23 protein-coding genes and 1 other RNA gene are annotated in these 24,229 nt (G+C 67.4%); 10 read left to right on the top strand and 14 right to left on the bottom strand.

Annotated features, from left to right (window positions below):
* Nucleotides 1-52 precede the first annotated feature (52 nt).
* Nucleotides 53-976, top strand: a complete 924-nt coding sequence (gene lgt, locus U5A57_RS17115) for a prolipoprotein diacylglyceryl transferase (protein WP_321912748.1) — start codon at nucleotides 53-55, stop codon at nucleotides 974-976.
* 93 nt (nucleotides 977-1,069) lie between these two features.
* On the opposite strand, the gene U5A57_RS17110 is transcribed toward lgt, so the two are convergent.
* From U5A57_RS17110 to U5A57_RS17090, 5 genes are all read right to left on the bottom strand, one after another.
* Nucleotides 1,070-1,804, bottom strand: coding sequence for an SIMPL domain-containing protein (locus U5A57_RS17110; RefSeq protein WP_321912747.1), 735 nt, complete (start codon nucleotides 1,802-1,804; stop codon nucleotides 1,070-1,072).
* A 176-nt stretch (nucleotides 1,805-1,980) separates the two neighbouring features.
* On the bottom strand, nucleotides 1,981-2,439 hold the full coding sequence (locus tag U5A57_RS17105) for an EVE domain-containing protein (protein ID WP_201693722.1): 459 nt from the start codon (nucleotides 2,437-2,439) through the stop codon (nucleotides 1,981-1,983).
* Between the two features lie 102 nt (nucleotides 2,440-2,541).
* A non-coding RNA gene (gene ssrS / locus U5A57_RS17100) (6S RNA) lies at nucleotides 2,542-2,723 on the bottom strand.
* A 116-nt stretch (nucleotides 2,724-2,839) separates the two neighbouring features.
* A complete protein-coding gene (locus U5A57_RS17095; protein ID WP_042268772.1) occupies nucleotides 2,840-3,154 on the bottom strand; it encodes a cell division protein ZapA in 315 nt (104 codons plus the stop codon).
* On the bottom strand, nucleotides 3,151-3,504 hold the full coding sequence (locus U5A57_RS17090) for an ATPase (RefSeq protein ID WP_321912746.1): 354 nt from the start codon (nucleotides 3,502-3,504) through the stop codon (nucleotides 3,151-3,153). Before U5A57_RS17090 ends, U5A57_RS17095 begins: the two co-directional genes overlap by 4 nt.
* 397 nt (nucleotides 3,505-3,901) lie before the next feature.
* Between U5A57_RS17090 and U5A57_RS17085 the strand changes: the two genes are divergently transcribed.
* From U5A57_RS17085 to cobC, 5 genes are read left to right on the top strand one after another with little or no spacing between them, the layout of a single operon-like run.
* Nucleotides 3,902-4,960 carry an iron ABC transporter permease gene (locus tag U5A57_RS17085; protein ID WP_321912745.1) on the top strand — a complete coding sequence of 353 codons (1,059 nt, stop codon included), beginning with the start codon at nucleotides 3,902-3,904 and terminating at the stop codon, nucleotides 4,958-4,960.
* Nucleotides 4,957-5,802 (top strand): ABC transporter ATP-binding protein, encoded by an 846-nt coding sequence (locus tag U5A57_RS17080; RefSeq protein ID WP_321912744.1) that lies wholly within the window; start codon nucleotides 4,957-4,959, stop codon nucleotides 5,800-5,802. Before U5A57_RS17085 ends, U5A57_RS17080 begins: the two co-directional genes overlap by 4 nt.
* Nucleotides 5,803-5,846: 44 nt before the next feature.
* Entirely contained in the window at nucleotides 5,847-6,908 is a 1,062-nt protein-coding gene (cobT, locus tag U5A57_RS17075) for a nicotinate-nucleotide--dimethylbenzimidazole phosphoribosyltransferase (protein ID WP_415765567.1), read from the top strand.
* Nucleotides 6,909-6,918: 10 nt separating this feature from the next.
* Nucleotides 6,919-7,692 carry an adenosylcobinamide-GDP ribazoletransferase gene (locus tag U5A57_RS17070; RefSeq protein ID WP_321912995.1) on the top strand — a complete coding sequence of 258 codons (774 nt, stop codon included), beginning with the start codon at nucleotides 6,919-6,921 and terminating at the stop codon, nucleotides 7,690-7,692.
* The gene (gene cobC, locus U5A57_RS17065; protein WP_321912742.1) at nucleotides 7,677-8,264 is read left to right on the top strand and encodes an alpha-ribazole phosphatase; all 588 of its coding nucleotides are present in this window, start codon (nucleotides 7,677-7,679) and stop codon (nucleotides 8,262-8,264) included. Before U5A57_RS17070 ends, cobC begins: the two co-directional genes overlap by 16 nt.
* 21 nt (nucleotides 8,265-8,285) lie before the next feature.
* Here the strand turns inward: cobC and U5A57_RS17060 are convergent, their stop codons facing one another.
* The 4 genes from U5A57_RS17060 to cobU are packed head-to-tail and all read right to left on the bottom strand — an operon-like array spanning nucleotide 8,286 to nucleotide 11,701.
* Complete coding sequence (locus U5A57_RS17060) at nucleotides 8,286-9,194, bottom strand: cobalamin-binding protein (protein WP_321912740.1); 909 nt, start codon at nucleotides 9,192-9,194, stop codon at nucleotides 8,286-8,288.
* A complete protein-coding gene (gene cobD / locus U5A57_RS17055; RefSeq protein WP_321912739.1) occupies nucleotides 9,194-10,219 on the bottom strand; it encodes a threonine-phosphate decarboxylase CobD in 1,026 nt (341 codons plus the stop codon). Before cobD ends, U5A57_RS17060 begins: the two co-directional genes overlap by 1 nt.
* Nucleotides 10,212-11,147: an adenosylcobinamide-phosphate synthase CbiB gene (cbiB, locus tag U5A57_RS17050; RefSeq protein WP_321912993.1), complete on the bottom strand. Its 936-nt coding sequence runs from the start codon at nucleotides 11,145-11,147 to the stop codon at nucleotides 10,212-10,214. Before cbiB ends, cobD begins: the two co-directional genes overlap by 8 nt.
* Nucleotides 11,147-11,701, bottom strand: a complete 555-nt coding sequence (gene cobU / locus U5A57_RS17045) for a bifunctional adenosylcobinamide kinase/adenosylcobinamide-phosphate guanylyltransferase (protein ID WP_321912738.1) — start codon at nucleotides 11,699-11,701, stop codon at nucleotides 11,147-11,149. The genes cbiB and cobU overlap by 1 nt, the downstream gene beginning before the upstream one ends.
* Before the next feature lie 161 nt (nucleotides 11,702-11,862).
* On the opposite strand from cobU, the gene U5A57_RS17040 reads away from it, so the two are divergent.
* Nucleotides 11,863-13,386: a cobyric acid synthase gene (locus U5A57_RS17040; RefSeq protein ID WP_321912737.1), complete on the top strand. Its 1,524-nt coding sequence runs from the start codon at nucleotides 11,863-11,865 to the stop codon at nucleotides 13,384-13,386.
* Between the two features lie 44 nt (nucleotides 13,387-13,430).
* Here the strand turns inward: U5A57_RS17040 and U5A57_RS17035 are convergent, their stop codons facing one another.
* Nucleotides 13,431-13,850 (bottom strand): PaaI family thioesterase, encoded by a 420-nt coding sequence (locus tag U5A57_RS17035; protein ID WP_321912735.1) that lies wholly within the window; start codon nucleotides 13,848-13,850, stop codon nucleotides 13,431-13,433.
* A gap of 220 nt (nucleotides 13,851-14,070) precedes the next feature.
* Between U5A57_RS17035 and U5A57_RS17030 the strand changes: the two genes are divergently transcribed.
* Nucleotides 14,071-14,709, top strand: coding sequence for a ParA family protein (locus U5A57_RS17030; protein ID WP_321912734.1), 639 nt, complete (start codon nucleotides 14,071-14,073; stop codon nucleotides 14,707-14,709).
* A gap of 66 nt (nucleotides 14,710-14,775) precedes the next feature.
* Here U5A57_RS17030 and panD read toward each other — a convergent pair whose 3' ends face one another.
* From panD to U5A57_RS17010, 4 genes are all read right to left on the bottom strand, one after another.
* Complete coding sequence (gene panD, locus U5A57_RS17025) at nucleotides 14,776-15,162, bottom strand: aspartate 1-decarboxylase (RefSeq protein ID WP_321912732.1); 387 nt, start codon at nucleotides 15,160-15,162, stop codon at nucleotides 14,776-14,778.
* Nucleotides 15,163-15,265: 103 nt separating this feature from the next.
* Nucleotides 15,266-16,108, bottom strand: a complete 843-nt coding sequence (gene panC / locus U5A57_RS17020) for a pantoate--beta-alanine ligase (RefSeq protein WP_321912730.1) — start codon at nucleotides 16,106-16,108, stop codon at nucleotides 15,266-15,268.
* 312 nt (nucleotides 16,109-16,420) lie between these two features.
* Entirely contained in the window at nucleotides 16,421-17,335 is a 915-nt protein-coding gene (locus tag U5A57_RS17015; RefSeq protein WP_321912729.1) for a ScpA family protein, read from the bottom strand.
* Nucleotides 17,335-17,520, bottom strand: a complete 186-nt coding sequence (locus U5A57_RS17010; protein ID WP_069265440.1) for a DUF3460 family protein — start codon at nucleotides 17,518-17,520, stop codon at nucleotides 17,335-17,337. Before U5A57_RS17010 ends, U5A57_RS17015 begins: the two co-directional genes overlap by 1 nt.
* 363 nt (nucleotides 17,521-17,883) lie before the next feature.
* Between U5A57_RS17010 and U5A57_RS17005 the strand changes: the two genes are divergently transcribed.
* Both U5A57_RS17005 and U5A57_RS17000 read left to right on the top strand, forming a co-directional pair.
* A complete protein-coding gene (locus U5A57_RS17005; protein ID WP_415765569.1) occupies nucleotides 17,884-19,641 on the top strand; it encodes an autotransporter assembly complex protein TamA in 1,758 nt (585 codons plus the stop codon).
* 61 nt (nucleotides 19,642-19,702) lie between these two features.
* Complete coding sequence (locus tag U5A57_RS17000; protein ID WP_321912726.1) at nucleotides 19,703-24,160, top strand: translocation/assembly module TamB domain-containing protein; 4,458 nt, start codon at nucleotides 19,703-19,705, stop codon at nucleotides 24,158-24,160.
* Nucleotides 24,161-24,229: the final 69 nt, after the last annotated feature.

Genomic DNA, 24,229 nt, shown 5'->3' with positions numbered 1-24,229 from the left:
AACTGCTTACAACCCGATTTCAACTGATATCGCCGACAAGACTTCATCCACGATGCTCATCCACCCGAACTTCGACCCCGTCGCCATTCATCTGGGGCCGCTCGCCGTGCGCTGGTACGGCCTCATGTATCTCGTCGGCTTCATTCTGGCGATCGTGATCGGCCGTCTGCGCCTGCGTCTGCCTTACGTGGCCGCCCAGGGCTGGACCGCGAAAGACATCGACGACATGCTGTTCTACGGTGTGCTCGGCACGATTCTGGGCGGGCGCCTCGGCTACGTGCTGTTCTACAAGGCGAGCTGGTATTTCGCGCATCCGCTCGACATCTTCAAGGTGTGGGAAGGCGGCATGTCGTTTCACGGCGGCTTCCTCGGCGTGACGTTCGCGATGGTTCTGTTCGCGTGGCAACGCGGCCGCACCTGGCTGCAGGTCACGGACTTCGTCGCGCCGATGGTGCCCACGGGGCTCGCCTTTGGCCGGCTCGGCAACTTCATCAACGGCGAGTTGTGGGGTCGCGTGACGTCGCCCGACTCGCCGTGGGCCATGCTGTTTCCGGGCGCTGCGAACGACGACGCCGCGTGGCTTGCCGCGCATCCGCAACTGGCCGCGCAGTGGCATCTGAACGAAGTGTTCGCGCAGTACCACCTGCTTCCGCGCCATCCTTCCGAGCTGTATGAAATCGCGCTGGAAGGCATCGCGCTTTTCATCGTGCTGATTCTTTTCGCGCGCAAGCCGCGCCCCGTTGGCGCGATTTCGGCCATGTTCCTGATCGGCTATGGTCTTGCGCGCTTCACGGTTGAATTCGCCCGCGAACCCGACGACTTCCTCGGCCTGCTCGCGCTCGGCCTCTCGATGGGCCAGTGGCTCTCGCTGCCGATGATCATCGCGGGCATCGGCTTGATGGTGTGGGCGTATCGCCGCGCCAATCGAAACAAGAACGGCAACGACAGCGCGCAGGTCGCGGGCGCGAAGAGCTGACACGCGCATACGCTCCACGCGTTTTAGCCCATGAAAAAGGCCACGGTTTTTACCGTGGCCTTTTTTGCTTGCGTGTTGCTTGTATGGCGCGCGTTACTTCATCTGCACCGAGCCGGAGACATTGACCGTCACCGTGGATGTGCCGCCTTCGAGCGGCACGGGCGACGACATCTTCGCGTCAGCCGAAGCGGCGCGCGCGCTCATCATCATCATGGGGCGCGGCATCACGCCCGAGTGCCCCACGTTCACGTCGCGAATCGTGTAGCTGTTGTAGCCGAACGCGCGCGTGGCCGAGAGGGCCTGGTCGCGAAACGAGGCGATGGCCTGGCCTTGAAGCTTTTGCTCGGCGGCACGCTGCGCTTCGGGCGACAGCGAGAACTGCACGTTGCCGACCTGCATGATCGACGAGAGGTCACCGGCGAGCTTCGACGCCGCCGCGAAATCATGCGACTCGAGCACGACTTCCGTGCGTCCGCGCCACGCGGAGATGCGCCCGTCGCGATCGGTGGAAGGGAAGATCGAGAACTGGCCCGAGTGCGCGGTCACGCCCGCGACGCCTCTTGCGCGTTGCAGCGCGGCGTCGGCGCGCTGATTGAGCGTGGCCGTGAGCGAGGCGGGATCGCTCGCTTCCTGTTCATAGAACAGCGTAATGTTGACGACGTCTTGAGGCACTTCGGCGCTGGCCTGCGCGGAAAGTGACAGCACGCCCGAGGGTTGCTGGAAACGCGCGTCGCTCTGTGCGAACGCGGCGCCCGGCGCGAGCGTCATGGCGAGGGGGAGGGCGGCTGCGAATGCGGCGGCGAGCGTGACGGCGGTTTTTCGGTTCATTGAGGCTCCTTGCAGAACTTGCGTCGCGCGCGAGCTGCTCGTGCGGCATCGTAACGCCGACGCAATGGCAACGTAACGGCAACGAAACAACGACGTAACAGCGCGCGACTGTGCGCGATTGTGCTTGAAGTCGCGCGCGGATGCTGTGTGCGTGCCCGGTCCGCGTCAAAGCCGCATCACATCAGATGTTTCGTGATGAAGTTCCACTCGGCCGTGGTGACCGGTGTAATCGACAGGCGATTGCCTTTGGCGAGCACGCGCATGTCCGCGAGTTCCTCGTGCTCGCGCAACGCGGCCAGAGCGATCAGCGGGCACTTCTTCTTGAACACGACGTCGACGAGCATCCAGCGCGGATTCTCCTGCGTCGATTTCGCGTCGTAGTAAGGGCTTTTCGGATCGAACTGCGTAGGATCGGGGTATGCCGTGGACGACACCTGCGCGATGCCCGCGATGCCTGGCTCGGGGCAGCTCGAGTGATAGAACAGCACGCCGTCGCCTTGCTGCATGGTGTCGCGCATGAAATTGCGCGCCTGGTAGTTTCGTACGCCGGTCCAGGGCAGCGTGCGCTGCGGCGCGTTTGCGAGGTCGTCGATGCTTGCTTCGTCGGGTTCGGACTTCATCAGCCAGTAGCGCATGAGTCGAAGTTCACGTCGAAAGGGGAGAGGGGCAGGCATGCACGCGCAATTCGTGCCGCACAATGGAAAACGGCATCGGACTGTGGTCCGATGCCGTTTGAATAGGTCCCCGCCATAGCCGCTAGGCCGGCATCCTGAACCGAGGGTTCAGAATTGGTCGCAGTTAGCAGCACTTCGGGTACATCAGACTGTGTGACGCGCACGCCCGTGCTACAAATTTCCGCAACCGTGCACATGGCATTGGTTCAAGGAATATATGACCTTGGCGAACCAGGCAGGGAAGCTGACTAAACTGTTTGGCAGCTGTGTTTGGAAACACGCGTTTCTAAACAAATCAACGCTACCGATGAACAACATCATACCGCACGTTAGCTCTTACAACCGCAGCGTACTGCAGCGCTTATTGCACACCGTACTGGTGAATCACCGCGCCCAGTTGTTCATTCATTTGGCGCATTGTACGACGGATTTCTTCGGCTGGGAATGCTTCTCCGTGACGCACGCTCGTTTGCAGGCGCAGCAGTTCCGAAGCGAGCGAGAGCGCGGCCATGACGGCAATGCGATCGGTGCCGCGCACGTTGCTGTGATTGCGGATCTTCGACATTTCGGCGTCCACGCGCGCCACGGCTTCGAGCAGCGCCTGTTCCGTTTCCGGCGAACAGACGAGGCGATAGGTTTGGCCGAGTATCGTCGCTTCGATCTGCTTGGTGGTCATGCGTTTTCTCCGTGGCGGGCCGCGTTGCTGTCGTCGTCGTTGCTCTGCGACGGTTCGAGCAGATCGAGCTGGTTGTCGCGCTCGTTACCAGCGCGTGCGCGTGGCAGCTTTTCGAGGATCGCGTTCAGACGCACCTGCGCATCGTCGATCTTGGCCGAGAGTGCGTCGCGCTCTGCTTGCAGCGTGGCGCGCTCTTCGCGGACCTGTTCGAGTTCGGCGCGTGTTTCGTCGCATTGCGCACGCAGCTGCGCGAGTTGCTCTTCGAGTGCGAGGCGTGCTTCGTGTTGGCGCTGATTAATCTCGATCAGCCGCCCGATGTTTTGTGAGAGTGTTTCGAGTTCGTTGAGCATGTGCTGCGTCCTCTAAAGACAGGCATTCTAGCGCGGATTAACGCGTATTTTGATGATTGTGTCGTTTCCAGACGTAACAACCCGGCTTCTTACCCGAATCAGGCACGAATCCCTCGCTACGTGTGCTGCATAGGCCGGGCGGGAACGCAATTTGCCACGGCCGCGCGCAGCGCGTCGTCTCGCTCAGGGTCCGCGCGTTATAACATCACGGATTCATGATCCATTGCCAGTGCTTTTGTGAACGGCATTTGCCATGCCGCTTTTGCCACGCTCTGCCACACATCATGCAGAATCCTTAGCGACAAAAATACTGCACGCTGTCGTGGCCTGCGATATCCCTGCTGTCTTTCTGTGTGAGTTTGATTGAAACCCGCTGCTGAGTTCCTCGATGCGTTCCATGAGCCGCGATGAGTCCCATGCTGTGCCGCCGTTGCACGCGCTGCCGCGCCGCGCGATGAGCGCACGCCGCGCGTGCATGATCTGGGGCGCGCTCGCTGCGGCCGCGCTCGCGGTGTTCGTCGCATCGCTTGCAACCGGCAGCGTGAGTGTGACGTTTGCCCAGGCGCTCGCGGCGCTCACCCCTGCGCACGGCGCCCCCGACATGGCGATTGAAATCGTGCGTACGCTGCGCTTGCCGCGCGCGTTGGCGGCCTTTGCTTGTGGCGCGCTGCTCGCGCTGGCGGGTGCGCTGTTGCAGGTGCTGTTGCGCAATCCGCTCGCGGAGCCCTATGTGCTCGGTGTTTCCGGCGGCGCTGCCGCGTTCGCGCTGGTGGCGATGATCGCGGGCGTGGCGTGGTGGGGCGTGCAGGCGAGCGCATGTGCGGGCGCGTTCGTTTCGATCCTGCTCGTGCTCGGCCTCGCGCGCCGCGAGTTGTGGCGCGGCGAGCCGCAGGACAGCTCGCCGCGGCTTTTGTTGACGGGCGCGGTGACGGCGGCAGGCTGGGGCGCGCTGATCACGCTGCTGCTCACACTCGCGCCCGACACGCGCCTGCGCGGCATGCTGTTCTGGCTCACGGGCGACCTCAATGGCGCGGGCGCGCCATGGCCTGCGCTCGTTACGCTTGGCGTGGTCCTTGCGTGCATCGTGCCGGCCGCGCCGATGCTCAACGTGTTGCCGCGCGGCGACGCCGCTGCGCAGGCGCTCGGCGTGCCGGTGTTGCGTCTGCGCGTGGGCATTTATCTTGCCGCCTCGCTCGCGGCGGCCGCCGCCGTGACGACGGGCGGCACCATCGGCTTCGTTGGGCTCGTCGTGCCCCACATGCTGCGCCTCGCGTTCGGCAACGACCAGCGCATGCTCGTGCCCGCCGCCGCGCTCGCGGGCGGCGTCGCCGTGATGGGCGCTGACCTCGTCGCGCGTACGGTGGCTGCGCCCGCGCAGTTGCCGGTGGGCGTTGTGACTGCGCTCGCGGGCGTGCCCGTTTTCCTGTGGATGCTACTCGCGAGGCGCGCACGATGAGCGGCACACTTCCACCTCTTCTCGCGGTCCACGCGCTCACGTTGCGAGCCGGCGCGCGCACGCTTGTCGAATCGCTCACGCAAAGGTTTGCCGCCGGCGAAATCTGGTGCATCGCGGGCGCGAATGGCGCGGGCAAGACTACGCTCATCGGCGCGCTCGCGGGCCTGCGCGAGCCTTCGGCGGGAAGCGTGGAAGTGGAGGGTATCGCGCTCGCACACTGGCAGCCGGTGCGCCTCGCGCAGCGCCGCGCGTTGATGCCCCAGGACCAGCGCGACGCATTCAGTGCGAGCGTGCTCGACACCGTGCTGCTCAATCGCTATCCGCATCTTTCGGGCTGGGGCTGGGAGGGCGACGCCGATCGTGCCGCCGCGCACGCCGCGCTCGCCATGCTCGGCCTCGAAGCGTTCGCCGCGCGCGATGTGCTGTCGCTCTCGGGCGGCGAGCGACAGCGCGCCGCGCTGGCAGCCGTGTTGTGTCAGGGCGCGCCGCTGCTGCTGCTCGATGAACCGCTTGCGCATCTCGACCTGCATCATCAGATTGCGTGCCTTGAAGCGCTCTCGCGCTGGGTGCGAAGTGAGGCGCGCGCCGTACTGTTTTCCTGCCACGATCTCAATCTCGCGCGGCGTTTCGCGACGCACGCGCTCCTGCTCGACGGCCGCGGCGGCTTTCACGCGGGCCCCGTGCGAGAGGTGCTCACGCCGCAGCGCGCGAGCGCTGCATTCGGCCATCCGCTCGTGCTGATACGCGAGGGCGAGCACGAGGCGCTTGTGCCCGCGCTTTCGCCAACTCTCGGATCGACTTCTTCCCTTTTGCATTCGCCGGGCGCGAACGGCGCGCACTAACGCGCCGTTCGCGCCCGCATCACTTCGAAACGAAACACACCATGATGTCATCGCTTACCGAACTGCTCGCCGTCGAACCGCTCGACATCTCGTTGCGCGACGAACTGCAACGCCTCATCGACACGAAGACCAAACCCCCCGGCAGTCTTGGCCGCCTCGAAACGCTGGCGCGCCAGCTTGGCATGATCCAGGGCACGACGCGCCCGAGCGTCGCGCGTCCCGTGATGATCGTGTTCGCGGGCGACCACGGCATTGCCGCTGAAGGCGTGAGCCCGTACCCGCAGGCCGTGACCGCGCAGATGGTCGCGAACTTCGTGGCGGGCGGCGCGGCCATCAACGCGTTCAGCGGTGTGGCAGGGCTCACGCTCGAAGTCGTCAACGCAGGCGTGGCGACGCTGCTGCCGCCGTCGCCCGCGCTCGTCGATGTGCCCATCGCGCAAGGCACACGCAACTTCGCGCGCGAGCGCGCCATGACACGCGACGAAGCACTCGCCGCGCTCGCGGCGGGCGCGGAGCGCGTTCGCCACCACGCGGCGCTCGGAACGAACGTGATCGGCTTTGGCGAGATGGGCATTGCGAACACGTCGTCGGCAGCGTGCCTGATGAGCCGGCTGTGCGGCGTGCCGATCGATGAATGCGTCGGGCGCGGCACGGGCCTCGACAATGCAGGCCTCGCGAAAAAGCGCAACGTGCTCGCGGCGGCGCTCGCGCATCATGCCGACGCGCGTGAGCCGCTCGACGTGCTCGCCGCGTTCGGCGGCTTTGAGATCGCGATGATGGCGGGTGCGTACCTCGAAGCGGCGCGCTCGCGCATGGCGATTCTCGTGGACGGCTTTATCGCGACCTCGGCGCTGCTCGTGGCCGACTCGCTTGCGCCAAACGTGCGCGACTACTGCGTGTTTGCGCATGCATCGAACGAAGCAGGGCACCGCCGCATGCTCGATCACTTCGGCGCGCGCGAACTGCTGACGCTCGATCTGCGTCTGGGCGAGGGAACCGGCGCGGCGCTCGCCGTGCCGCTGCTGCGCGCGGCGGTGGCGTTCCTGAACGAAATGGCGAGCTTCGAGTCGGCCGGCGTCGACGATCGCAGTGACCGACACGCCTGAGCGCCGCGCGATGAACCCGCTTGCGGAACTGCGCTATTTCTTCACGGCGTTGGGCTATTTCACGCGCGTGCCGGTGCCGCGCTGGGTTGGCTTCGAGCCAGCGTGGCTCAATGCGGCGGCGCGCTACTTTCCGCTCGTCGGCGCGTTGATCGGCGCGCTCGGGGCGCTCGTCTATCTCGCCGCCTTGCGCGTGTTTCCCGCGAGCGTGGCCGTGCTGCTGTCGATGGCGCTCACGCTGCTCGCGACGGGCGCCTTCCACGAGGACGGCCTTGCCGACTGCCTTGACGCATTCGGCGGCGCGTACACACGTGAGGACGTGCTGCGCATCATGCACGATTCACGCATCGGCGCGTTCGGTGCGATTGGGCTTGTGGTGGCGCTGGCGCTGAAGTGGCAGACGCTTGCCGCGCTGCCCCCCGCGCGCGCCGCGATGCTGATGATCGCCGGTCACGCGGCGAGCCGTGCGTGCGCGATCAGCTATCTCGTCTCGCTCGAGTACGTGCGCCCCGAGGGCAAGGCCAAGCCCGTTGCGCAGCGCATGAGTGCGTCCGCGTGGCTGTGCGCGTGTGTGTTCGGCTTGCCGTGGCTGTTCTGGCCGTGGTCCGGTGCGCCTGACTGGCGCGCGGGCGTGGCGACGCTCGTCGTGCTCGCCGTGCTGCGCTACGCGCTCGCGCGCTACTTCGTGCGCCGCATTGGCGGCTATACGGGCGACTGCCTCGGCTTCGCGCAGCAGGTGTTCGAGATCGCCATCTACCTCGTGGGGCTCGCATGGATCTCGTTCTGATCCGCCATCCCGCCGTGGCTGTGGACGCGGGCGTGTGCTACGGCGCGAGCGACGTGGCGCTCGCGGGCGACGCAACGCAGCAGGCGGCGCTGCTGGCCGAGCGGCTTGCTGCGCTCGGCGTGCGCGAACCGCAACGGATTGAAACGAGCCCGCTCACGCGCTGCGCGAGCGTGGCGGCCGTACTTGCCGGCGTGCGCGGCCACACGCCGCAAGCCGAAGCACGCCTGGCTGAAATGGATTTCGGCGCGTGGGAGATGCAGCGCTGGGACGCAATCGAACGCGCGCAAATCGACGCATGGGCCGCGAATTTCGAGCACGCGCGCGAACACGGCGGGGAGAGCGTTGCGCAGTTCGATGCGCGCGTGAGCGAGTGGTTCGGCGCGCTCGAGGCGCACGAGAAGTCCACCGTCTGGGCCGTGACGCATGCGGGCGTGATACGCGCGGTCACGGCGCGCGCGCTCGGCACGCCGCTCGCGCGCTGCGTGCGCTGGCCGCTGGAGATGGGCGCCATCGTCTGCCTGCGCTACGACGCTTCTAGCGCACAGTGGCTGCTTTCGCGCTGGAACGCGTAGTAAATCGCTTCGGAGATCGAATCAATGCGCCGTGGCGTCGCGCGAGCGGGCGAGGTCGAGATCCTTGCACAGTTGTGCCGCGCCCTGGGCGATGCGCGGCGCGGGGCGCGTGAGCAGATCGCCGTCGATGGCGAAGAGATCGCCGCGTGCAACAGCGGTGAGCGCGGGCCAGGCGCGCCAGCGCTCGAGGCCCGGCAGCGGGCGGTCGGGCGAAGTCGCGCCTTGCGAAGCGGTGACGATTGCCTCCGGATTGGCGGCGAGCACGGCTTCCGTGGAAACCGTCGGCACGAGCGGATCGAGTGTCGCGAACACGTTGCGGCCGCCGCACAGCGCGATCACGTCGCTGATCATGTGCGAACCGTTGATCGTCATCAGCGGCTGATCCCAGACTTCGTAGAACACACTCACGCTCGCGCGCTGCGCATAGCGTGCGCGTAGCTGCGCGATATCGCGCCGGTAGGTGCTTGCCGCAGCCTGCGCCGTGGATTCGGTGCCGAGCAACACGCCAAGGCGCGTGAGCGAGGTCGCGACATCGTCGAGCTTATGCGGCTCGCTGAAAAAGAGCGGGATGTGCAGATCGCGCAGACGATCGAGCTGTTGCTGCGCGTTGCCGTGACGCCAGACCACGATGAGATCCGGCTTGAGCGCGGCGATGCGTTCGAGGTCGAGCGCTCGATTGTCGCCTACGCGCGGCACCTTTTGTGCTTCAGGCGGGTAATCGCTGTAAGCCACGGCGCCGACCAGTTTCGTGCCGCCGCCCGCGGCATAGAGCAGCTCGGTCACGTGAGGCGCGAGGCTCACCACGCGTTGTGCGGGAGCCGCAAGGGTGACGGTGTTGCCTGTGTCGTCGATGGCGGTGACGGTTGCATTTGCGGTGCAGGGTCCGAGCGCCGCGACGGCAAGCGATAACGCGAGGATCGCCGCGCGCATCAGCCGATCGCCCGTACGGCCTGTTCGAGCGCACTTTCGACGCGTTGCCACTCGTCTTCGGAGGCGGGCAGGCCAAAGCGCAAGCTGGCCGGCGCGTCAAAACGGCGCGTCCACACCGCGCGTCGCGCGAGCGCGTCTTGCAGCGCTGCCGCGCGCGAGTCTGTGATCCACGCGAAAAGCGGCGTGGCGTGCGGCGCGAAGCCGTGAGCGCGCAACAGCGCAACGAGGCGTGCGCTCTCGGCGGCGAGCCACACGCGCATTGCGTTTTGCCACGCACTGTCTTCGAACGCATGGGTGACGGCGTGGCGTGCGGGTCCGCTCACGGTCCATGCGCCCAGATGCGCCCGTAGCGCGGCCAGCAGCGCGGGTGCGCCGAGTGCGAAACCACAGCGCACGCCGGCGAGCCCGAAGAATTTGCCCGGCGAGCGCAGCACGACGAGTCCATCGCGATTGGTTGCGTGCGCAAGCGTTTCGGATTGCTCGTGCCCGAACGCATCGGCAAACGCTTCGTCGACGATCAACGTACCGCCGCGCGACGCGAGTTGCGCATGCCAATGCAGCAGGCGCGCGGCAGCAAGGTGCGTGGCCGTCGGATTGTTGGGGTTCACCACGACGGCATGCGTGACGCTATCGGGCAGCGTGTCGTGCACGACGTCGAGCGGCACGATTTCATGGCCCGCGCGCGCGAACGCCGGCGCGTATTCGCCGTAGGTGAGCGGCGCGATCGCTACACGCGCAAGCGGCAGCAACGCGGGCAGCGCGCGGATTGCGGCCTGGCTGCCCGCCACGGGCAGCACATGGTGAGCGTCTGGCGCGCCGTAATAGCGCGCGGCGCACGCGGCGAAGCCGTCGCCGTCGTCGGGCAGACGCCGCCATGCTGTTGGCGGCACGGGCGGCACCGGATAGCCATGCGGGTTGATGCCGGTGGAGAGATCGATCCAGGCGTCCCACGCGATGCCGTAACGCTCGGCGGCTTCGTGCAGATTGCCGCCGTGTGCGACGAGAGCGGCGGGATGCTCAGACATGGGTCGCCACGCTCACGAAGGCCAGTGCGAGCAGCGCCGCGAGCCACAGGATGGTGGTGCGCTCGACGAGCCGTAGCGCCGCATCCACGTGCTGCGCGCGCGGCGGCGAGCCCGCGCCGAGCGCCGGGCGCTCCTCCAGCGTGCCGTGATACACGGCCGCGCCGCCCAGCAGTACGTTCAGGCTGCCCGCGCCCGCGGCCATCACCGGGCCCGCGTTCGGGCTCTCCCAGCGATGCGCCTGCTCGCGCCAGCAGTGCAGCGCCTGGCGTGTGTCGCCGAGCAACGCGTAGCTCGCGGCGGTGAGGCGCGCGGGAATCCAGTTGAGCACGTCGTCGATACGCGCGGCCGCCCAGCCAAAGCGCAGGAAGCGCGGCGTGCGGTAACCCCACATGGCGTCCAGTGTGTTGGCGAGACGGAACGCGAGCGCACCGGGGCCGCCCGCGATCGCGAACCAGAACAGCGCGCCGAAGATCGCGTCGTTGCCGTTTTCGAGCGCCGATTCGACGGCGGCGCGCGAAAGCGCTGTGGCGTCCGCGCCCGCTGTGTCGCGCGAGACGATGCGGCCCGTCAGCTCGCGCGCGGCGGCGAGGTCGCGCCGCGCCAAAGCGGCGCCGATCGGCGCGATGTGTTCCGTAAGACTACGCGCGCCGAGCGCGAACCAGAGCAGCGCGACATGCAACGCCCAGGCGAGCGGCCAGGGCAGCAGCGCGCAAAACAGCGCGGCGACGATGACGGGCGGCGCGACGGCGGCGAACCATGCGACCAGGCCGAGCGGACGGCCGCGGCGGCCGGTGTTCAGGCGCGCTTCGATGCGGTTCGCGTAGCGGCCGAAGGCGACGAGCGGATGTGCGCGGCGCGGCTCGCCGAGCCAGCGGTCCACGGCGACGCCGGCCACGGCGAGCGCGGCGGTAACGGGTAGCGTGAGCATCATGAGGCCCCGTGCGGCGCCTTGAGCGCGAGAGGCAGGCCCGCGACGACGAGCGTGGCGCGGTCGGCAAGCGCCGCGATGCGCTGATTGAGGCGGCCGAGCTCGTCCACGTAAAGGCGCGTGGCCGCGCCCATCGGCACGACGCCCATGCCGATCTCGTTGCTCACCACGAGCACCGTGCCTTGTGCGCGCTCGCAGGCGGCAGCGAAGGCGTCGAGGCGCTCGCGCCAGTCGGGCAGCGGCGAGTCGGAGTCGGCGGGGCACAGCAGGTTCGCGAGCCACAGCGTGAGGCAGTCGATCAGCACGCATTGGCCGGGCGCCGCCGCTGCGTCGAGCGCGAGCGCGAGATCGAGCGGCGCTTCGGCGAGCGCCCAGTGCGCGGGCCGGCGTGCGCGATGGTGGCCAATGCGCTCGGTGAATTCGATGTCGTCCGTCACGCGCGCGGTGGCGATATAGGTGACCGGCAGGCCGCTTGCGGCGGCGAGGCGTTCGGCGTGCGCGCTCTTGCCCGAGCGCGCGCCGCCGACGATGAAGGTGAGATCGCGCGAATTCATCGCGTGATTGTAACGGCTGAAGTCGGACGCACCGTCATCCGTTCGGCCAACGTCGCGCTAGGGTTCTGCAGGGCGCGGCGGGGCGATGGGATAATGCGCGTTCGCTTTCCCGTGTCTTTCAGGCCCACCGAAGGACCAACCCAGGCCCACGTATTCGCTTCATGACCGCCACGCTACCCGCCGTGCCTCGTGTACCCACCGGCACGTTGATGATCCAGGGCACGACCTCCGACGCCGGCAAGAGCACGCTCGTCGCCGGCTTGTGCCGCCTCGCGCGCCGCGCGGGCGCGCGCGTTGCGCCGTTCAAGCCGCAGAACATGGCGCTCAACAGCGCCGTGACCGTGGATGGCGGCGAGATCGGCCGCGCCCAGGCGCTGCAGGCTGTCGCCGCCGGCATCGAGGCGCACACCGACCTGAATCCGGTGCTGCTCAAACCCAATAGCGATCTTGGCTCGCAGGTCATCATCCACGGCAAGGCGCGCATGAATCTCAACGCGCGCGCGTACCAGGACTACAAGCCGCTCGCGCGCGAGGCCGTGCTCGAATCCTATGGGCGTCTGCGCGCGCGCTACGACACGGTGTTCGTGGAAGGCGCGGGCAGTCCCGCCGAAGTCAACCTGCGCGCCAACGACATCGCGAACATGGGTTTTGCCGAGGCGGTCGATTGCCCGGTCGTGCTCGTGGCCGACATCGACCGTGGCGGCGTGTTCGCGCATCTGATCGGCACGCTGGCCTGTCTTTCGGAGAGCGAGCGCGCGCGCGTCAAAGGTTTTGTCATCAACCGTTTTCGCGGCGACCTCACACTGCTGGAACCGGGCCTCGCCTGGCTCGAGCGGCAGACGGGCAAGCCGGTGCTGGGCGTCGTGCCTTATCTGCACGGCCTCACGCTCGACGCCGAGGACATGTTGCCGGGCGCGGCCCACAGCGGCGCGCTGGCCGAGGGCGAGACGCTGCGCGTCGTCGTGCCGGCGCTGCCGCACATCAGCAACCACACCGACTTCGACGCGCTGCGCGCCCACCCGCAGGTCGATTTCACGTATGTGCGCACGGGCGAAGCGCCTCCCGCCGCCGATCTCGTGATCCTGCCGGGATCGAAGAACGTGCGCGACGACCTCGCGTGGCTGCGCGCCCAGGGCTGGGAGACGGCGCTTGCGCGGCATCTGCGGTATGGCGGGCGCGTCATCGGCATTTGCGGCGGCATGCAGATGCTCGGGCGCGCGATTGCCGATCCGCATGGCGTGGAGGGCGAGCCAGGCGCGGTTGAGGGCTTCGGCTGGCTCGACTACGAGACCGTGCTCACGCGCGAGAAGACGCTGAAGAACGTGACAGGCGCGCTCGCGCTGGAAGGCGCGCACGCGGCGCTTGCCCGCGTGGCGGGCTACGAAATTCATATGGGCGAGACGCACGGGCCGGCGCTCGATTTCCCGGCGCTGAGGCTTGCCGTGGGCGCCGAGGGGGCGACGCGCCCGGACGGCGCGCGTTCGGCGGACGGCCAGATTCTCGCCACCTACGTGCACGGTCTCTTCGACACGCCCGAGGCGTGTGCGGCGCTCGTGCGCTGGGCGGGGCTTGCGCAGGCGCGCACGGTGGACTACCCGGCGCTGCGCGAGGCGTCGCTGGAGCGGCTGGCGGATACGCTCGCGGCGAGCCTCGATCTGGAGAAGGTGTTCGGCGTGATCGGCTGAAAGCGCGGCTAAAAGCAGTGCGGCTAAAAGCGCGGCCGACCGGCTCAGTAAAGCACCATCTGCGTACAGCGGAACAGCGCGATGGTCTTGCCGTCCGGGCCCTTCACCGTGGCGTCCCAGACCTGCGTGCTGCGCCCGAGGTGCACGCCCGTCGCGACAGCCGAGATCGTGCCTTCGCGCGCGGTGCCGAGATGGTTGCTCTTGATCTCGATGGTCGTGAAGTTCTTCGCGTTGGGCGGCAGGTGGGCGAGGCAGGCGTAGCCGCAGGCCGTATCGGCGAGCCCGATCACCGTGGCGGCGTGCAGGAAGCCGTTCGGAGCGAGCAGGTCGCTGCGCACGTCGAGTTCGGCGCGCAACAGGCCTTGCTCGAGGGCGATCGGACGAAAGCCCAGCAGATCGGGCAGGCGGCCGCGTTGCCGTTCGAGCAGGGTTTCGATCGTGACGTCGTGGCGTAGCGTACTCATGGTCGGTCAGTCTCCGTATTTGATGTGAACAATGCGGTGAACAATGCGGGTGCGCGCACGTGGGGGACTTCGGCGGCGCGCAATTTGCCGATATTATCGGACGGTTGATTCGGGGCGCTCGCTCGTTCGCAAGTCGCCTCGCCAGGTATCGAACAAGGCATCAGGCAAAAATCACGGCAATCCGGCTGGCGAGGCGCCAGCCATCCTGACGGGAGCATTCATGACGGTAATCGTGGTGGCGAATCCCAAGGGCGGCGTGGGGAAGAGCACGCTGTCCACCAATCTGGCCGGCTATTTCGCCGCACAAGGCGAGTGGGTCGCGCTCGCGGACCTCGACCGGCAGCAGTCTTCGCACGCCTGGCTCGATCTGCGGCCCGCGACGCTGCCGGCCATCGAAAGCTGGCAGGTCGATCTGGACAACCCGGCGAAGCCGCCCAAGGGCCTCGAGCACGCAGTTATCGACACGCCCGCTGGCCTGCACGGCAACCGGCTCCAGGCGATCATCGAGCTGGCCGACAAGGTGATCGTGCCGCTGCAGCCTTCGATGTTCGACATTCTCGCCACCCAGGACTTCCTGAATCGCCTCGCCAAGGAAAAAGCCGTGCGCAAGGGCGCGATCCAGGTGGGCGTGGTGGGCATGCGGGTCGATGCGCGCACGCGCTCGGCCGAGCAGCTGCAGCGCTTCGTCGAGGGGCTGCAGCTGCCGGTGCTGGGCTATCTGCGCGACACGCAGAACTACGTGCAGCTCGCGGCGCACGGCCTCACGCTATGGGACGTCGCGAAGAGCCGGGTCGAGAAGGACCTCGACCAGTGGCAGTCGATTATCGGCTGGGTGGACGGCAAGCCAGCGGGCAAATGAGCGGGCAACCCAGTGCGCAACGACGGCGGCGCGGGCCGCGTGCGCCGCGCCGGCCGCACGCGCGTGTCAGCTCCAGCTTTGCGTGGGCACGTGGTCGCGGCTGCCCTTGATGCGGTTGTGCTCGTCCACGAACACGAGGTCCGGCTTCCAGCCGGCCTTCAACTCTTCCTCTTCCACGTTCGCGAAGGCCGCGATGATCACGAGGTCGCCCAGTTGCGCGCGGCGCGCGGCCGAGCCGTTCAGCGAGATCATGCCGCTGCCGCGTTCGCCCTTGATCGCGTAGGTCGTGAAGCGCTCGCCGTTGTTGATGTTCCAGATGTCGATGCGCTCGTTTTCGACGATGTTCGCCGCTTCGAGCAGGTTTTCGTCGATGGCGCACGAGCCTTCGTAGTGCAGTTCGCAGTGCGTGACCGCGACGCGGTGGATCTTCGACTTCAGCATATGGCGTTGCATGGAGGGTCTCCTCAGGCGAGCGGGCGCGCGGCCCGCCGCGGGTAAGCGGAATCTGGCGGAATCGGACGAGCGCGGCGGCGGCGCGGCCGTCCCGCGCGCGTCGTCAGATTTCGAGGTTGTCGATGAGGCGCGTGGCGCCCAGCTTCGCAGCGGCCAGCACGACGAGCGGCGACTCCGCGTCGCCGGCTACGCCCGGCGCGGGCGGCAGCAGGTTCGCGCGCTTGCGGATCGCGATGTAGTCGGGCTTCCAGCCGCGCGCGGCGAGCGTGGCCATGGCGTCGAGTTCGAGCTGCTGGAAGTCGCGGCGGCCCGACAGCACCGACTCGCGGATCGCGCGCAACACGCCCGCCAGTTGCGGCGCCTCGGCGCGCTCGGCCTCGGTCAGGTAGCGATTGCGCGAGCTGAGCGCGAGGCCGTCGGCGTCGCGCACCGTTTCGGCGGCGACCACTTCGGTCGGCAGCGCGAACTGGTTGCACATCGCGCGCACGATCATGAGCTGCTGGTAGTCCTTCTTGCCGAACACGGCCACGCGCGGCTGCACGCACGACATCAGCTTCATGACGACCGTGCACACGCCCTCGAAGAATCCGGGGCGGAATTCGCCTTCCAGAATATCGCCGAGGTCGTGCGGCGGGCGCACGCGATATTCCTGCGGCTGCGGATACATGTCGCGCTCGGTGGGCGCGAACAGCACGTAGACGTTTTCCTTCTGCAGCTTCTCGATGTCGTCCTGGAGCGTGCGCGGGTACTTGTCGAAGTCCTCGTTCGGGCCGAACTGCAGCCGGTTGACGAAGATGCTCGCCACGACCGGGTCGCCGTGCTGGCGCGCGAGGCGCATCAGCGAGAGATGGCCTTCGTGCAGGTTGCCCATGGTCGGCACGAATGCAGTGCGGTTTTGGCCGCGCAACTGGTCGCGCAATTCCTGAATCGAGCTAATGACTTTCATGATCGGATGCTTTATGCCTCGCACGGGGCAAGACTTGGGTGGCACGGCCGCAAGCCAGAGACCCGGACGAAGGGCCGCGAGCGGACGTCGCGCGCCCGGTCCGCGCAGGTGGCGCGGCAAGTATGACGTGTGCCCCGTATATGGGACGAGACCGGGCAGGCGCGGGCGATTGTAGTGGATTTGTGAATGCCGCGCACCCGCCTCGGATAGGGGGTTTGTCCTGGCGTTCCGCTGTGCGGTCCGGGCGGCTGCCCCGCGTGATGCGATCCTGTTTATTGTCCCGGCGCGCGCCCAGAAAACATCGGGGATAGATCAGGCGGGCAAATACGCGAGCCGCACGTAAATCGGCGCGAACGGCTCGGGCTGGGTGATCTCGATGAGCGACTCGCGCGAAAGCTCCAGCATGGCGATGAAGTTCACGACCACGACGGGCACGCCGCGCGTGGTGTCGAAAAGCTCGGAGAACTCCATGAATCGCTCGCCCTGGAGTTTGCGCAGGATGATGCTCATGTGCTCGCGCACCGAGAGCTCCTCGCGCGAGATCTTGTGATGCTGGACGAGCTTTGCGCGCTTGATGACGTCGGCCCACGCGGCGCGCAGGTCGTTGCTGTCCACGTCGGGAAAGCGCGGCGTGATGCTCTGCTCGATATACACCTCGGCGCGCAGGAAGTCGCGGCCGAGCTGCGGCAACTGGTCGAGGCGCTGGGCGGCGAGCTTCATCTGCTCGTATTCGAGCAGGCGGCGTACGAGTTCGGCGCGCGGGTCCTCGGCTTCCTCGCCGGTGTCGGCCTTCTTGACCGGCAGCAGCATGCGCGACTTGATCTCGATGAGCATGGCCGCCATCAGCAGATATTCGGCCGCGAGTTCGAGGTTGGTCTTGCGCAGTTGCTCGACGTAGCCGAGGTACTGGGTCGTGACCTCCGCCATCGGAATATCGAGGACGTTGAAGTTCTGCTTGCGGATCAGGTACAGCAGCAGGTCGAGCGGGCCTTCGAAGGTTTCGAGGAAAACTTCGAGCGCGTCCGGCGGGATGTAGAGGTCCTGCGGGAGCTTGAAGAGCGGCTCGCCGTAAAGGCGTGCGAACGCAACGCCGTCGACCGTGTCGGGCGTCGAGTCGGTCGCGGGCGTGGTCAGCGCCTCACCGGGCGTTTGCCCGGGCGCGTGGCCCGCGTGACTGGCCGCGTGCTCGCCTGCTGGCGGCGCGCCGGCCCCGTCGGCCTCGGCCATCAGAAGTTCTGGTAGTAGACGTAGGACGTTTGCTTCACGCGCGAAGCCTGCTGGCGCTCGCGCTCGTCGAGGTCGATCGGCTGCTTGTCCCACAGGAGCGCGCGGCCCTTGCGTTGCTGTTCTTCGAGCTGCGGCTTTTGCTGCTTGAGCTGGTTGATGAACTGCGTGATGTCCGACTGATACATGGCTGACGTCCGTCCAGTAAGGCGGGGCGCCTGATTGCGCCGCGCCGCTAATTCTGTCGGCGGCAATTTTACCGCAAGCCAACGCCGCGGAACATCCGCACCGACTTTCGTGCTCCGCTCCCTTTGCGGTGGTCTTGCCGCGCCTTTGCGCCTCCTCCTGGGGTTTTTACGCGCCGATGTGGTGAAATAACGCGTTTGCGCCCCGTTGCCGCCCCCCGTGCCCTGCGCGCGAGCGGCGCAACCGGCGCCAACCAGTTCTACGACGGCCGGAGGTGGCGTTTGGCGGGATGGGTGATCGATGCATTGTGCGCACGGCGGCGCCCCTCGCGGGCGGCGCGGCCACGGCTCGCCGCATGCCTGTTCATGTGCCTCGCCGTGTTCTCTGCCGTCGCGCCGCCCGCCCGGGCCGACATCCTGACTACCCTCCTGCCGTGGATGCGCCCGCGCACCTACTACGACGTCGACATCCAGGCCACTCCGCGCGATCTGCGCAAGCTCCTCGAGACGCACCTCGACATTGCGCGCTTTGCCACGCGCGCCGACGTGAACGAGGACCAGTTCGAGTTCCTCGTGACCGCGACGCCGCAGCAGGTGCGCGACCTTGCCTCGACCGCGGGCTATTTCACGCCGGTCGTGCGTACCGACGTGCGCACGATCGACGGCAGGCGGCACGTGCGGGTGAGCGTCGACCCGGGGCCGCGCACGACGATTTCGTCGGTGAAGCTCGTTTTTCGCGGTCCCGTGCTCACGGAAGACCCGGCACAGGAGAATACGGCGCGTTTCGCGTTCTCGCTGCACGACGGCGACGCCTTTACGCAGTCAGGCTGGGACGATGCCAAGAACGCCTCGCTCAAGGCGCTGCAGGCGCGCCGCTACCTCGGCGCCAAGATCGTCTTTTCGGAGGCGCGCGTCGATCCGCTGCGGCATGACGCGCAACTTTCCGTAACCTTCGACAGCGGGCCGACCTTCACGCTGGGCAAGCTCGACGTTTCGGGCCCGCAGCGGTATCCGGGCTACATCATCGACAACGTGAATCCGCTCTCGCCAGGCGAAATCTACGACCTGAACCGCGTGGCCGAACTGCAGCGCCAGGTGCAGAACACGCCTTACTACGCGAGCGTGGCGATCGACGTCGACGCCAACACGCAAAAACCGGTCGATACGACCGTGCACGTAAAGGTGAGCGAGTTCCCGTACAACAACTTTCGCGGTGGCGTAGGTTATTCGACTGACACCGGCGCGCACGTCCAGGGCTCCTATACGTACCTGAATACGTTCGGGGCGGCGTGGCCGTTCCAGGTGCAGGGGCGGCTCGACCAGATCCAGAAGTTCGGCCAGGTCCAGCTTTCGATGCCGCCGGGCCCGCGCGCCTGGACCAACAGCCTCGTCGCTTCCTACACGACCACCGATGTCTCGGACACGAACATCTATAGCGCGCGGGTCGGGGTGCAGCGCACGCGCACGTCGCAGAACATCGACTACGCCTACGCGCTGATGTTCTACGACGATCGCCTCACGCAGAACGTGGGGCCCTCGTCGCGGGCCTATGCGCTCGTGCCGACCTGGGGCTGGACGCGCCGCAACGTCGACGACCCGCTCTTTCCGCGCTCGGGCAACATCATCCGCATGGAGGCGGGCCTCGCGCTCAAGAACGTGGGCGCCGAACAAAGCTTCCTGCGCGCCTACATGCGCGGCCAGCAATACCTGCCGATCGGCCACAGCGACATCATGGTGTTCCGCGCGGAACTGGGCGGCGTGTTCACGAGCGGCCCGTCGAGCGGCATCCCCGCGTCGCTGCTGTTCCGTGCGGGCGGCTCGAACTCGGTGCGCGGCTACTCGTTCCAGAGCATCGGCAACGACCAGTCGGGCTCGATCCTGCCAACCAAGTATCTCGTCACCGGGTCGGCGGAGTACCAGCACTGGTTCAGCCACGACTGGGGCGGCGCGGCGTTCTTCGACGTCGGCACGGCCACCGACACCTGGGGCGAAAAGGATTTCGACCCGGGCGCGGGTATCGGCGCGCGCTGGCGCAGTCCCGTCGGGCCGGTCAATCTCGATCTCGCTTATGGTTTTCGCACTCACAGCGTGCGTCCTTACCTGACTCTCGGGATCGCCTTCTGATGATGACGCGCTCGCTGCTCCGTTTCGCCACGACCCCTGCGCCGCACGGCGAGGTGGCCGCATGAGCGCGCGTCGTTTCGCGGCTTCGGCGTGGCTGCCCGCCACATTCGCGGTGCCGCCGGAGGAGGCGGGGCGCAGCCCGGATGATGATGCGCGCGCTCAGCCCAGTGGCGACGGTGGCGACGGCGGGCGTGGCGCGGGCGCGGGCGGGGACGCCGGTGCGCCGCCGCCGCGCCGCGGGCCGCGGCTCTGGAAGGCGCTCGCCTGGGCGATCGTCGTGCCGGTGCTGCTGGTCGGGCTGGTCGCCGGCTTGCTCTATGGCGTGCTGACCACCGAGCGCGGCACGGCCTACGCGTGGCGCGCGGCCGTCAAGCTGCTCGACGGCAAGCTGGCGGGCACGCTCGAAGGCGGCACGCTCGCGAGCGGTGTGCGCTTTTCCAACGTGAGCTGGCGCGGCACGGACGGCACCACGCTCAAGGTCGACCGCATTGGCGGCCAATGGGAGCTGCATGGCTTCGGCCAGAAGCCCTGGCGCTTCGTGGTGGACTATCTGCATGCTGGCGACATCGAGATGCGCATCGTGCCGTCGCACGAGCCTTCTTCGCCCGTGAAGCTGCCTGAGAATCTGCAACTGCCGCTCGGGCTCGAGATCCGCGATTTGCAGGTGGACAAGCTCACGATCCACGAAGGCACCTCCACCAACGAGTTCTCGCGGTTCCAGTTCCACGGACGCAGTGACGGCCGCCATCACGAGGCCGCCATCGAGCGCCTCGACACGCCTTTTGGCGCGGTAAACGCGCGGGCGAAGCTCGATGGCGTGCGGCCGTTCGCGCTCACGGGCGACCTGGGCTACGCCGGCAAGGTGAACGGTGAGGACGTGCAGGTCAGCGCCAATCTCGCCGGCTCGCTCGAAGCGCTCACGGCCGACGTCGAGGCGAGCGGCATGAAGCTCACGGGCCGCGCACATGTGGAGGCAACGCCGTTCGCTTCCGTGCCGCTGCAACGCGCAACGCTCGCATTCGATCACGTCAATCCGCAGGCGTTCGCGCCGGGCGCGCCGTTCGCCGACCTCGCGGTGCGTGCGCAGTTGCAGCCGGTGCCGGGTGGCGCGGCAGGCGTGCCGGCGGCGCTTGCGGCGGCGGCATCGGGCGCAGCGTCGGCCTCGGCGGTGACGCCGGCATCCGTTCCGGCGTTGGCGTCGGCGCCAAAAGGCCGAGCGAAGCACCACGCCGTGGAGTCCGATGCGGCCGGCTTCACGGTGGCGGGGGCGGTCTCGATCGTCAACGCGAAGCCGGGCGCCATCGACGAAAAGCTGTTGCCGCTCATCGACGCGCACGCCGATGTCGTGCTCGATGCAAAGACGCAGCGCATACCGAAGCTCGCCGTGCGCCTCGTGAAGAACGCGACGATCACCGGCGGCGGCACGATCAGCGGGCGCGACGGACGCTTCGATCTGAAGGTGGCCGGGCTCGACCTCAACGCAATCGAGTCGAGCGTGCGAGCCACGCAATTCGCGGGGCCGATTGGCGTGCGGCTGAACGGCGACGTGCAGAGCGTCACGCTCGATCTCGCCGATCCGAAGGCGGCGCTGCGCGTGCAGGGCAAGGTCACGCAGGACCCCGCGCGCCTGTCGCTCAACGACGTGCGGCTGACTTCGGGTGCGGGGCGCATCGACCTTTCGGGCGCGCTCAAGCACGACGCCAGCTCCACGTATCAACTCAAGGCGGTGCTGACCAATTTCGATCCGTTGTCGCTCACGCCGCAAACACCGGCGCGCACGGCCGCGAAGTCACCCGCCCCGGCCGCGCGGGCGCGGCCCACGCCTGGGGCTCATCCCGCGACCCAGCCCGCCGCCGACGCGCTCAACCCGCAACGCAATCTCGCGCTCAATCCGGCGCTGAACCCCTCGCTCAATCCTGCGCAGTCCGGCGAGCAGGCCGCCGAGCAAAAGCGCGTGGAGAACGCGAAAGAGACCCAGCCGGGCGGGGCGGCCCCGCCCGAGGCGCGACCCAGACCCGCCACGCGACCCGCCGGCCGGCCGATCGAGGCGCGCGTGAACGGCACACTCAACGCGAGCGGCACGCTCGCGCCTGCTTTCACGACGAGGGCCGAGTTCAAGCTCGGCCCGAGCGTCTACGACGACCTGCCGCTCACGGGCGAGGGCCTCATTCAGCTGGCGGGCTCGCGCATTCTGCCAAGCCGCGCGAACCTCTCTATTGCGGGCAATACCGTCGATCTGCAAGGCAGCTTCGGCGCGCGCGGCGACCGCCTGCGCTTTCGCGTGGATGCGCCGCAGCTCGACCGGCTCGGCTTCGGCATAGCGGGCCAGCTCGCGGCGAACGGCGACGTGACCGGCACCTTCGCGCATCCCGACGTCTCGCTCGACTACAAGGCCGACCACGTGGTGTTCGGCGACAACCGCGTCGGCCATGCCGAGGGCCATGCGCTCGCGCGCGACGGCGCGGACGGCGCGCTCGCCTTCAGCACCGACGCGAGCGAGATTGCCGTGGCCGGCGTCGATATCACGACGCTCACCGCGCGCCTCGACGGTACGCGCGCGAAGCACACGCTTACCGCGAGCGCGAAGGGCAAGGTGCAGGGCCAGCCGATCGACTTTGTGGTGGCGGCAAACGGCGGCCTTCAGGACACGCGCGAGGGCTCGCGCTGGAACGGCACGCTCACGCAGCTCGAGAACCGCGGCGTGCCGGGTGTGAAGCTGCAATCGCCGCTGACGGTGAGCGCGGGCCCCGGCAAGGTCACGCTTGGCGCGACACGCCTCGTGGGCGAAGGCGCGACGCTCGACCTGAAAGGGTTCGACCTCGACCATGGCCGCATTCGCTCGGCGGGTACGCTCACCGGCGTGTCGCTTGCGCGCATCATGCAGATCCGGCAGCAGTTCACGGGCGTGCCGTCCACGCTCAGGACCGACCTGATCTTCGACGGCGACTGGGACTTCTCGCTCGGCCAGACGGCCACGGGCTATGTGCAGATCAAGCGCCGCTCGGGCGACATCACGACCGAAGTCGGCCGCGGCTTTGCCTCGCTCGGCGTGGGCGACCTCAACGTGCGCGCCGCCTTCAGCGGCGGCAACCGCCTCACGCTCACGGCGCATGCGCTGGCGAGCCGCGTGGGCACGCTCGACATCGACGCCTACACGACGCTCGCGCCGCGCGACGGCATTCTCACCGTCACGGACGAAGCGCCGATTGGCGGCACCATCAACGCGAACGTGCCCTCGCTCAGGAACACGGGCGGCATGTTAGGCCCGACCTATCTGCTCGATGGCCACCTCGCGTTGCAACTCGCGCTCGGCGGTACGGTCGCGAAGCCGAATCTCACGGGCTCGCTGGTCGGCGACGGGCTGTCGGCCACCGTGGTCGATCAGGGCGTGGAGTTGAAGGACGGTGTGATCCGCATCGTGCTTTCGCAGAACCTCGTCGACTTCCAGCAGGTGGAGTTCCACGGCGCGACGAGCGGCACGCTGCGCGCAACGGGCCGCGTGCGTCTGGACAACGCCGAACCCGATCTCACGGCGAGCATCGTCGCGGACAAGCTCGAACTCTTTGCTTCGCCCGACCGCAAGATGTCGCTCTCCGGCAGCGCGAGCATCGCCAACGGCGGCCATCTCGGCGGCATGCAGATCGACGGCAAGTTCACCGTCGATCACGCGCTATTCGACATGCCCGAGTTGCCCGCACCGTCGCTCGGCGACGACGTCGTGATCGTGCGCCCCGACGGCACGACGGTAGGCGGCAGGCCGCCCATCGAAGAAACGGCGTCGACCAAGCCCGCGCCGCGCTTTGCGCCGCGCGCGAACGTCGAGATCGACCTTGGCCACGACTTCCGCTTCCGCGGCCAGGGCGCCGATCTGGGGCTGGCAGGCCTGATCTCGGTCAACAGCGCGCCGGACGTGCCGCTGCGCGCGGTCGGCAACGTGCGCGTGACCGAAGGCTCCTCGTACACCGCGTTCGGCACCAAGCTCAATATCGAGAACGGCTTTTTCACGTTCAACGGGCCAGTCGGCAATCCGGGCATCAACATTCTGGCCATGCGCCGCAACCAGCAGGTCGAGGCGGGCGTGCAGGTGACGGGCACGGTTCAGGCGCCGGTGGTCAAGCTCGTTTCCGAGCCGAACGTGCCCGACAACGAAAAGCTCTCCTGGCTGCTGTTCGGGCACGGCACCGACCAGGGCAACAACCTGGGCCAGCAGAACGCCATGACGACGGCGCTCGCGTTGCTTGGCAGCGCCCAGGGCAAACGCATCGCGCAAAGTATCGGCCTCGACGAGTTTTCTATCGGGCGCAGCGAGGTGGGCCTGACCGACCCCGAAGTCGTGATGATCGCGAAGGTCATCAACCAGCGGCTCGTGATCGGCTATGAACAGGGCCTGCAGTCGGCTTCGAACGCGGTGAAGGCCACGATCAACCTCTCGCGCTACTGGTCGCTGGTGGTGTATGGCGGGACATTCAATGGCGCCGATATTCTTTATACGCGGCGTTTCGATCGAATTCGCTGGTAGCGAGATTACCAATCAACAGCAAAAAAAAGCACACCTGAGAGGTGTGCTTTTTTTCGCGTGTAGCGCAAC

Origin of the sequence: Paraburkholderia sp. J11-2 (assembly GCF_905220185.1) — a bacterium.
In the GTDB taxonomy this organism is placed as follows: Bacteria; Pseudomonadota; Gammaproteobacteria; order Burkholderiales; family Burkholderiaceae; genus Paraburkholderia.
The sequence above is the reverse complement of the archived record's forward strand: the minus strand, read 5'-3'. Positions and strand labels throughout refer to the sequence as shown.